Raw genomic sequence first — 1,906 nt, 5'->3', positions numbered from 1 at the left:
CGCGCCCACCGCGCGGGCGGAGGCGTCGGCGGCGGGGCCGGTGTGCACGCGCACGTGGCCGAAGCCGTGGCCCAGGCGCTCCTCGAACCAGCCGCGGCTCCCCCGGTCCAGCGGGGCGCCTCCGCCCGCGAGCGCGGTGTGCACCAGGGTGGCGGCGCGCCCGGCCGCGCAGGTGCAGCCGCCGGGCGCGGGGCGTCCGGCGGCCAGCGCGGCGTGGCACGCCGGGCAGCGGCGCAGGATGGGGACGCCGCCACGCGGCGCGTCCGGCGGCGGCGCACCTGCGCTCCCTCCCCCGCGGCCGGGCGGCGACTGGGTGCGCAGCGCAAGCTGCAGCCCCGCCTCCGGCGCGGGGGCGGCGGGCTGCTCCCGGGGCGCGGAGGCCGGTTCGCGCCGGGACGGCGGCGCCGCGGCGGCCTTCACGCGCCGCCCCGCCGCGCGGCTGGGCGAAGACGATCAGCGACAGTCAGGTGCATCCCGCCGCCGTGCTGAAGTGGGTGGCGGGCGGGGTTCCGCGCGTGAGCGCCATCCCCGGAAAGGCGTTCAGCGCGTCCGCCAGCGCGTGGCCGGCGGGAAGGGCGTTGAGCATGGACTGCAGCCAGATCCGGAACTTCATGGTGTTGCACACGATTCCCACGCAGCGCACATCGTAGAACATGCGGATGCTGTCCACCGCGGCCTGCCGTTCCGCGGCGCTGGCGCGGGTGTAGTTGCCGAACATCGGCGACCAGTCGGTGGCCAGCGAAAAGCGGCCCGGGGGCGTGTTGTCGATGGTCCACACGTTCAGAAAGTGCGACGAAAAGCCTTCGGCGTAGATGCGCAGCTCGTCGCCGGGGGTGGCGGCGTGCGCGGCGCTCCCCCTCATGGCGTGGTCCAGCAGGAACTGGCTGGCGTGCGCGTACTCGTGGTCGAACGCCATCCGCGTGAACTGCGGGCCCACCGGGTTGAGCGCGTCCGGCCCCAGGATGATGAAGATGGCGATGCTGGACGGCGTGGCGGTGGTGCGGAAGGTGGCCTCGCCGAACAGCCCGCGGTTGCCCTGCTTGCGGTTCAGGTTCTGGTCAAAGTTCACGTGGACGTCGGACACGGAGCCCCACTCCACGTAGCGGTTCGCCGCCATGGCCGCCGCCACGCTGCGCGCGGTGTTGGTCCGTTCCTCCACCGTCACGTTGGGGTACAGGGCCTCGTCCATCATGTCGGCCATGCACTGGTTGCGCGCCGCCCCGGCGGCCATGCGCCGCACGTTGGCCACGCGGTCGCTCCACGGCAGGGTGGCCCAGCCGGGATCGCACTGCCGGTTCAGCCGCGCGCCGCCGGCCGCCTGCTGCACGGTGTGCGTCAGCTCGTGGGCGATCAGGTGGCGGCCGGCCGCGCTCCCCGGCTGCCACCGCCCCGCGCCGAAGACGATGTGGCTGCCCACGGTGTAGGCCTGCGCCCGCACCCCCGCCGCGGACTGCGCGGCCTCGCCGTCGGTGTGCACCCGCACCCCGCCGAAGTCGCGCCCGAACCGCCGCTCAAAGAAGCCGCGCTCCGCCGGGGGAAGCGGCTGCCCGCGGCCGGGAAGGGTGGAGACGTAGCGCCCGGTGCTGGCCGGAAGCGCCAGCGCCCCGCCGCCCGCCGGCCGGGCCTGGATGGGGATGGCCTCGCCGCGCGCCCGCGCCTCTTCCTGGCACCGGGGGCAGGGCCTGCCCGGCGTGCAGTCCGCGCACCGGGCCACCGCGGCGGGGGCCGCCCCCACGTGCGGCGCGGGCGCGGCGTCGCCCGTGCTCACGACGGCGGCGGCGACGCGCTCCGCCTCGTGCTCGGCGGGATCGTCCGCCGCGCCGATCTCCAGCCGCGCCTGGAGGGACGGTGCGGCGGCGTGCGTGGCCAGCCGCATCCATGCCGGGTTCACCGGCGGCTCCGCCTC

General features: G+C 76.5%; 2 protein-coding genes. Both read right to left on the bottom strand.

Annotated elements, in window-relative coordinates; translation table 11 throughout:
• Positions 1-420: eCIS core domain-containing protein (locus tag VF665_RS24705; protein ID WP_331056161.1), on the bottom strand; the 420-nt coding region annotated here is incomplete at its 3' end.
• A gap of 43 nt (positions 421-463) precedes the next feature.
• A partial coding sequence (locus VF665_RS24700) for a DUF4157 domain-containing protein (RefSeq protein ID WP_331056160.1) occupies positions 464-1,906 on the bottom strand: 1,443 nt, incomplete at its 5' end.

The organism is Longimicrobium sp. (assembly GCF_036387355.1).
Taxonomy (GTDB): domain Bacteria; phylum Gemmatimonadota; class Gemmatimonadetes; order Longimicrobiales; family Longimicrobiaceae; genus Longimicrobium.
Note: the sequence above shows the minus strand (reverse complement) of the source record. Positions and strands in the feature narration are given on the sequence as shown.